This is a genomic window from Bradyrhizobium sp. Kon58, from assembly GCF_055807455.1.
On sequence record NZ_JBVVOT010000065.1, the window covers coordinates 1 to 8,825 of the forward strand.

Sequence of the window (8,825 nt, forward strand, 5' to 3'; positions counted from 1 at the left end):
GCTACCGTCAAGACTCGTCGCTCAAAGGGGTCAAAATTGGACGCCGATACGGGGTCAAATTTGAACGCCGATTGACACCAGCGTCTCCTCGACGATTCGGGCCTTGTCGTCCTTGGAGAACCAACGACGGCGTCCCGTCTCCATGATCACTTCTAGCCGGCGCGCCGTCCCGTCCGACTTAAGCGTATGGTCAAGCATAGACACAAGCCTCTCCCTTCAAAGAGATCGTGAAACTCGCCTATCCCATGTGCCGCGAGAAAGGTGGGAGCGGAGCGACGCTTACGGCAAATGATGCCAATTTAACTGCGCAAGGTGCCGTTGGCGGCGATGGAACGGCGATAATCGACGGCAAAGAGCTGCTGCCTTCGAAGCCGCATCGAGCGCAAACGTCGTATTTGGCGTAGCCAGCAGGGGCGCTCTCTCGCTCGGAGATGCCTTCCATTTCAGCGGGACGATTTCGGGATTCAATGATTCGGACGTTATCGAGCTCAACAATTTCAATACCAGTTCTGCCATCGTCAGTTACATCCAAAATCCTGGGCAGACTAGCGGCATGCTAACAATCACAAACGGGAGCGGAAGCCGTACACCTAAACATTCTTGGTGATTACGCTGCTGATTCTTTTAATTTTGCTTCTGATTCGCCAAGCCAAGCGGTGATCACGTACACCCATCATGATGTCATCTCGTAAAGCATTTTCACTCAATGCGAGACTGCAATAGTTCATACATCGCAGCGGTAAACGACGGGCGAATATCGATTAATGACGTCGGTTCGCATCGCGCGCGACACGCTCCACCCGCACAAGCCTTCGTACAACTCATATCACACGGGACCGTCGTTTGATAACACCATCATATGGGCTGGAGGAACTCCCCCAATGCTCGCAACATTTGCCCTTTCGGCAAGTCTACAAAGCGCGCGTGCAGCGTGATGGGCCCCTTGGAGCCGTCGAGCAGAACCCTGACCTGGCTCTTGCTCCTGCCTTTAGCGGTGACGATGCCTGATTTACCAGCCAACCTCTTCCCCGCGGAGGAAGCGACGACTATCCTCTGGCCCTCGATCAGGGACTTTTCGAAGACCAATCGACCCGGCGCCATCGGCAAGTTACGATTGCGTTGGAACATACTTCACTTATCCGCCGTGAGACAAAAATAACCGCACGCATCGTATAGGGCGCGGATCTGAATGAACATTGGACCAATCGCTTCCATTGTTCTCGAAACCGCCAGCGACTTCCCTCGAAGGGTCAAGCAATTGCAATCGAGTATCTAGGTATGGAAAATGAAGTCGCTGGCGTGCACCGCCGTGGCATTGACATTCTTTAGCAGAATCGTGTCGTGACTATCGAGCGTAATCAGCGTGTCGCTTCCCTGTTGGGTTTCGGCAGGTAGCGATCCCGCGGTGAGACCGGCGAATTGCCTTACGTCAAGCCGGTCTAACCCAACGATGAAGTCGGTCACTGTGTGTTGCACGGACGGCCCCGAAGAGGTCGGCGCGAACACAAACTGGTCCGGCCCACCTGCGCCGCTGAGCGTGTCCGATCCAGTTGAAGCAAGAATTACGTCTCTTCCCGATGAGCCCTGCAGCACGGTGTTGGAGCTTGCTCCAGCTCCGTTGAAGACAAAATTGACGGTGTCCGTTGCGCCAAACCCATCAGTTACCGTCAACGTGAACTTGTCGACGAGTGGCGGTGCAGCACCTGGGTTGTAGACAGCGCCGGCCGCGAGGACGCCATTGATCGCTGTCAGGGAGCCGCTGCTGCCAGATGGAGTCACTGCACTTCCCGATCCAGCCTCTTCGGTCGTCGCGCTCAACCTGAAGCTCTCAGCCGACGCGTTCGCGTCGCTGTCCAAGACCTGCAAGCCCAATACCGTCATCGTTCCATTGGCATTGTTCACCACGCTGACCTGGTCAGTGACAATGGCTGGCGCATGGTGATTCCAGATGATCTCCGAGCCGCCCGCACCATCCGACAGGACGGAGAAATCGGAAGCGCTATAGGCCCCGACCAAATCAAAGCCTCCGCCTGTATAGCTGACATGGAGAGAACCTGAAGCGTTGATACTCACGTTCGCAGGAGCTATCCCATTGAGATCAATGGCATCTCCAGAGTCGAAACCAGTGACTGTACCGGTGAAATTGATTGGACTCCCAAGGACCAGTTTACCAGATTGGCTCGTTGCAAATTGAACATGCGCGTCTGAAGCTGCATCGAGTTGAACTGTTGCGCCATAGATGTCGACGACGCCCGCGCCAGTCATTGCGCTGGCAACTTCCAGGCTCCCGGACAGCGCCTCGATGATCCCGGTATTAACGAAGCTCGAGAGCCCAGAAATGAGCGAGGCGCCTAAGCTGTCGATCGTGCCCATATTGAATAGAAAGCTTACGCCGGAGAAAGTGCTTGTTCCGTTGACAGACCAATCCGCCGAAAGTTCGTTGGTGACGATTGCGTTGTAGGCGTTAATGCCTCCGACCAAATGTCCATAGTTATCGACGACCGCCGTGCCGGTAGACGTGGTCATGGCATTCACTGCTGCCAATGTTCCGACTGAATGAGCATAGTTCGTGACGGCGACGTTTCCTCCATCGTGGCTCACTGCTGAAATGCCGTAGCGCCCGCCAAAAATCAGCGCTCCGGCCTCCGCCGTGATCGTGACCGATCCCGTGCCGTAGTTTTCGCCGCGAATGCCGTCCGTTCCTGCGGTTGCAGAAATAGACCCGTAGTCGTCGATCTGGATGTTGCCGTGAACATTATCATCGGCAACGTTCGCAACGTTGGGATTGTAGCTTGCCAAAATTCCGGCCGGCGCATCGCCTGCGGCCGTCGGGATAGAGCCGGAAGAAATAGAAGCGTAAGACAAAATAGAGATCATGCTCGTCGAAGGCACGACAAACGATCCGCTGGAAGGCGCCTTATTAATCGCGGCTATGCCGGAGCTTCCGGAATTGATGACATTCCCGACTGCGGTGGAAATGCTGATGTTCCCGGAACCGTAGTTGTTCGCTGAAACGCCGGCCCCGAAGCCGTTGGTGGGGCTGCTTCCGCCGAGCGCCGTGATCGATCCCGCCAGATCATTCACGGTCACGTCGCCAATACCGAAAGTATAGGCGCGAATGCCGTCGCCGGCAGCGGCAACGATGTTGGCGGTATTGTTAACAGTCACATCGCCGTACAGAGTGGTCAGGGGGAAGCTGGCAGGGATGGCTGTCCCCCCCAAATAGCCGGCAATGACCCCCGCGGGCGGGTTTCCCGTTCCGGTCAATCCCGTTCCCGAATTGATCGTTCCTGCCGCAGTGACGACAATTGAGCTGTTTGCAGTGGCATCGATCGAGGTCGCTTCATTGGTGGCGTTTATTCCAACGCTGCCGGCGTTGATGACACCGCCAGACGAGGTGATGATCGAGATATTTCCGCTACCCTTGGTGAAGGCGAAGATCCCGTAGCTCGTGCCAGAAGTGATTGTCGCTCCGGAATAGACGTTAACGGCGATGTTGCCTGTACTGCCGGTGGCTTCGGCGTGCGCCTCGATGCCATACTGTGCGCCGGTCACCGATGTTCCAGACGCATCGTTGACCGTTATATCCCCGTTTCCATAGTGATAGGCATTGATGCCGACGCCGCATTGGCAACGATATTTGCATCATTGTTGACAATCACTCTGCCGTTTACGTTCAAGTTTACCGTCGCGTTCGTGCCGCCGAAAAAGCCGGCTGCAATTCCAGACGGCTGCGCGCCGCTATTTGTCAAAGTCGACTGGGAATGAATCAAACCCTGGGCGTAAATGGTGATCAGCGCGGCTGCGGACACATCGATTGAGGTTGCGAGATTTGTCGCGCTGATACCACTGCTACCTGATGTTATCACGTCGCCGCTTGCTGTTGTCACAGCAATGTCGCCGGGCCCGTAAACGGAGGCGCTGATTCCGTACGGAGCCTTTCCTGTCGCCGACGTCGCAGATGTCAGCGCCTGAATATTGACGTTGGACCCGAGATTAACGGTGACGCCGCCATTGCCGTAATTGTAGGCGTTGATACCATCACCCGCTGCTGCCGCGATGTTACTGTTGGCGTTGACGAGCACGTCGCCCCAAACGTTCGCATTGAACACGCCCGCAAGACCGGGGTTGTAGCCGGCCTGGATTCCCGAAGGCGCGCTACCGGAGTTGTTGTTGTTGCCCCCTGAGTTAATGCTCCCTAACGCCACAACGGTAACAGTGCTCGCCGCCGCCGCGGCGATCGCCGTCGCCTGGTTTGATACGTTGATACCGCTACTGCCGGAATTTATGACCGAGCCATACCCGGTCGTAACTGTGATCTTGCCAGAGCCGTAGTTAAAGGCGGCCATGCCATACTGCGATGACGTTGTGCCCGGAGTAGTTATACCCGCCGCCGTCGCTGTAATGCTCGCATTGTTGGACACAGAGATGTTGCCAACGCCGTAGTTGCTCGCGGAAATGCCGACTCCCGCTGCCGCATTGAGTGTGGCGACGTTCTCGATGGTGATGTCGCCAAACACCGTAGCATTCGGTGGGTTGGGCGGTGTCGACGGCGCACTCGTTCCTAACAGATAGGACACCGAAATCGCGCTGGTCCCAGCATTTATCGTTCCGGAAGAGGTCGAGATCGAAATCGCCCCACTACCAGCCGGCACGGAAGTACCTTGATTCTGGGCGAGGATACCGTTGGTTCCGGCGTTGATCAGTAGTCCGGGCGCCGTCGTTACGTTTATGCCGCCCAAAGTTGAAATCGCTGAAATGCCGCTGGACGTTGTGCCGGTAATCGAGCCACCAGCAACGATGTAAAGCAGACCGGCACCATTGGTGCGCGCCGCAATTCCAGTGACCTGGCCTGACACGCTGCCGTAATTGACGATGTCCGTCGACCCCGATCCGGAGTTCGTTGCGATCGCTGTGCCGGCCGTCGACGTAATGCTCCCCGCATTGATGAGGGCGATATTGGCTCCGGTCGTCGTTAAACTGACTCCCGTTCCGGAGACTGAAATTGACGACGTTTGGTTAATCTGAACCGTCGCATAATCGGCCGAGCTGCTGTCTGTGGAATTTACCGCGAAGCCAACACCGGTGCCGGAGATTGTATCGTTCGCGAGAACATAGAAAGATCCCGAAGAGGGCGCAAATGAGCGCTGCGTGGTAGTGGGAAACAGCGCCGATATTGGTATCACGACGATCTTATCCGCAGACAGCACATTGAAAGCTGTCCCGGATGCGGCGCCAATAACTTGATAAGAGTACGTTTGGGAGTGGGCGCTGTCTGTAACGGTCAATGTCGAGCCACTGATGCTGGCACTTGATACCGTCACACCGCCGAGAAAATCGAGCGTGTCCCCGATCGAAAGTCCCGCAATGGTCCCGTTGAAAGCAGAGGGACTATCGAGCGTCAGCAACCCGTTGCCATTCACAAAGGTGATGGTCTGCCCGGTCGGCCCGCCCGCAACTGAGCCACCGAGTTCCAGCGCAGCATGATCGCCGATGGTGAACGCTCCCTGACCGGAAACGTTGCCGAAGACCAGAGCCGCTCCGAAAGCCAATACATTTATGGATCCGGTATTATTGACCGCGAGCGGACCCGAGGACGAAAAAATGCTGAGGCCGGACGCGTTGATGGTGCCGGCATTGTTGATCGCGTTCGTGACGCCGCCAAAGTAATTCTGCCCGTTGACGTTCCAGACGCCACCAGCATTGTTGTTGAACGAAGCAGCGCTAATATTGAATGACGCCGCGCTAAAGTTCACGTTTCCGATGACACCGCCCGAATTGCTGACGGTAGCACCACCAACATTCGTGCTGTTCGGCCCATTGTAGATTCCTATGGCCGTGTTCAACCGGGTCAAGGAGAACTGCGTCGCCGCAATTGTCCCGGAGTTCGTGACCGTTGCGCCTTGGTTGCTCCAGTTATTGACCTGGATGGTCGCGTTGCTGAGAGATCCAAGCGCTACCATCACGCCGGAAGTGGCCTGCCCTCCAGCATCGTGCAGGTTACTGATCGAGATGACACCACTGCCGCCGGTCGATGGCTGCCCAGTGCCCACGACTATTCCATAGCCGGTTGGGTCCGTTACGGCGCCATGATTGGCGATCGTGACATTGCCACCTCCTTGCGCAAAAATGTTCAGGCCCGCCGAAACTGCATTTATAAGGGACGACTGTTCAAGCGTTGCGGTGATCGCTCCCGTTCCAAAATTGTAGAGACCGACACCGACTCCCGCTGCCGCGTTAATCGTAGCGCCTGTATCGATGACGACGTTCCCGTGCACGAAAGTATTGACCGTCTGGCTACCTCCGGCGTTATAGCCGCTCCAGATACCCCCGGGTTGGCCGCCACCCGTGAACATGTTGAAGGCTGAATTGATCGTTCCAAAAGCCGTTACAGATATTTGCCCTGTAATCGGATTCGATGAGGTGCCAACGGCCTGATTGCTTGCGCTGATTCCACTGCCGCCGGAATTGATGATGTCGCCGGTCGACGTCGTGACCGAAATATTTCCGCCATTGCGCTCAGAAGCATCGATCGCGATGATCCCGTACAAGGCTCCGGCCGTGATCGTAGCGTTCGGGCCCACGGTGATAGTTACACTTCCGGAACTGCCGACACCGGAACTCAGCGAATAGGCCGTTATCCCGTATTGCGCACCCCAGACGTTGGTGCTGGCCTCCTCGAGTAATGTAACGGCGCCATTGCCCCAGTTGTAAGCGTTCACGCCGGTGCCAGCGTCAGCGGTCACGTTCGCAAAATTGTCGACCGAGACGATTCCATTGACGGTCGTGTTCGAAACTCCGTTCGAATAATAGCCTGCCGAAACTCCCTGAGGCTGGGATCCGCCCGGAGTAAGATGCGTGCCGGAATGGATGGTCCCGCGCGCGGTTATGCTCACGGTCGATGCGGCAGCGACACCAATCGCAGTGGCCTGGTTGATCGCCTGAACTCCGATTGAACCGGAAGTGACGATGGCGCCAGCTTCCATTGTGATCGAAACTTGACCACTTCCATAAGTCCCTGCGCTGATGCCAAAAACATCGCTTGCCGAGATCGTTGACCCCGCGCGATCGGTGATCGTGACGTTACCACTACCATAATTGTAGGCACGAATTCCGTCGCCACCAGCGGCCACGATGGAGGCGAAATTATCGATGATCACGTTGCCAAACACAGCTGGATTTACTGTGTTGGTCGTCCCTCCTTTGTAGACAGCCAAAATTCCTGCGGGTCTTGCGCCTGAACCTGTAAGAGTAGTTCCCGATTCGATGGTGCCGTTGGCGGTCACCGAGATCGTACTGGTCGTGGCGCCATTGAGTTGCGATATCGAGGCCGCCTGATTGTAAGCAAGAATGCCTGCGCTGCCGGACCTAACACTGCTGTTCCCAGCGGCCGTCACTGAAACGCTTCCCGAGGAAGCCGAGAACGCTTCAATGCCATATTGTTTTGAGCCAGTGATGCTCGCGCCACTGGCGGTCGACACGCTTACATTGCCACTGCCAAACGTGAAAGCCTTCACGCCATCATACACGCCTGAAATGGGCGGTGATGCTGGTACAGCGACAGCAACATTGCTGCTGTTGGCGGGATTGAGATTGCCAGCAACAACGCCGCTTGAGCTCTCACCGTTCACAGCTTGACTGACGACACTGCCGGTATTGCCGGCGGCGTCGATGATCCGCGCCTGGTAGGTGTAGTGGAGTGGATGTGCCGCGGCATCCACCAGGCTCCAGCTGGTCGGGGTATTTTGTAGGACGTCGATCCAGGTCGCACCGCCGTCACTGCTAATCTGGATTTTCTCTCCGACAGCGAGCACACCGTTCGTACCCGACACCGTCAGCGAGGCCGAACCTCCCGAGTTTGCAATAGCCGTGATCGCCAACGCCTCAGTTGGGCCCGTAGTATCAATCGTAAAGCTCAGCGCCGACGTCAACGAAGTGTTACCAGCCGCGTCACTAAACTGAGCCGCGACCTGCTTATTGCCGTCGGCCCCGAGGTCACCGGCCGTCACGGTAAGAGTGATCGAGCCGGCCAGAACATCGGCGGAGGTGATGACATGTGCTACAGGATGCAATAATGCCGAGCCGTTCAGCAGAAACTGAACTGTATCGCCAATTGCAACTGTCGAATCGAGCGATATCGCAAAGCTTGGCGCGATGTGGGAGGTGACGTTATCGGTATTCGATTGCCCGGTGTCAGAGGCCGCCACGAGGTCCGGCGTCCCGCCAGTCGGCACAATCGTATCAACCGTCAGCGTGGTCGAGGTCGAGGCCGTGTTGCCCGCCGCATCGGTCGCGATCGCCGTCACGACCAGCGGACCCTGGCCGGCAGGTGTGATCGACGTGGTCCAGTGACCGGTCGCATCGACCGTCACCGCCGCACCATTGACGGTCAGGGCCAAGCCGATCTCAGCGGTGCCGCTGACCTGGATCCCGCCGGCAGCTTCCGCGGCGCTGATGAGGTTATCTCCGCCCTCGATCGTCGTGATCGCGACCGCAGGCGCAACGGTATCGACCGTCAGCGTGGTCGAGGTCGAGGCCGTGTTGCCCGCCGCATCGGTCGCGATCGCCGTGACGGCCAGGGCGCCCTGGCCGGCAGGCGTGATCGACGTGGTCCAGTGACCGGTCGCATCGACCGTCACCGCCGCACCATTGACCGTCAGGCTCGAACCGATCTCAGCGGTGCCGCTGATCTGGACCCCGCCGGCCGCTTCCGCGGCGTTGATCAGGTTGTCACCGCCCTCGATCGTCGTGATCGCGACCGCAGGCGCAACGGTATCGACCGTCAGCGTGGTCGAGGTCGAGGCCGTGTTGCCCGCCGCATCGGT

At 57.3% G+C, this 8,825-nt stretch carries 4 protein-coding genes; all 4 read right to left on the bottom strand.

Features of this window, described 5'->3' with window-relative positions:
* Positions 1-54: 54 nt before the first annotated feature.
* A complete protein-coding gene (locus tag AC0L20_RS39180) occupies positions 55-198 on the bottom strand; it encodes a hypothetical protein (RefSeq protein ID WP_473295544.1) in 144 nt (47 codons plus the stop codon).
* Positions 199-855: 657 nt separating this feature from the next.
* Positions 856-1,128, bottom strand: a complete 273-nt coding sequence (locus tag AC0L20_RS39185) for a hypothetical protein (RefSeq protein ID WP_456765736.1) — start codon at positions 1,126-1,128, stop codon at positions 856-858.
* Positions 1,129-1,272: 144 nt separating this feature from the next.
* Positions 1,273-3,555: a beta strand repeat-containing protein gene (locus tag AC0L20_RS39190; RefSeq protein ID WP_473295545.1), complete on the bottom strand. Its 2,283-nt coding sequence runs from the start codon at positions 3,553-3,555 to the stop codon at positions 1,273-1,275.
* Positions 3,556-3,581: 26 nt separating this feature from the next.
* On the bottom strand, positions 3,582-8,786 hold the full coding sequence (locus AC0L20_RS39195; RefSeq protein WP_473295546.1) for an Ig-like domain-containing protein: 5,205 nt from the start codon (positions 8,784-8,786) through the stop codon (positions 3,582-3,584).
* Positions 8,787-8,825 lie beyond the last annotated feature (39 nt).

Bases quoted from the DNA above. Each gene is read 5' to 3' on its own strand.
- AC0L20_RS39180 (WP_473295544.1), bottom strand. From the start codon at position 198: ATGCTTGACCATACGCTTAAGTCGGACGGGACGGCGCGCCGGCTAGAA.
- AC0L20_RS39185 (WP_456765736.1), bottom strand. From the start codon at position 1,128: ATGTTCCAACGCAATCGTAACTTGCCGATGGCGCCGGGTCGATTGGTC.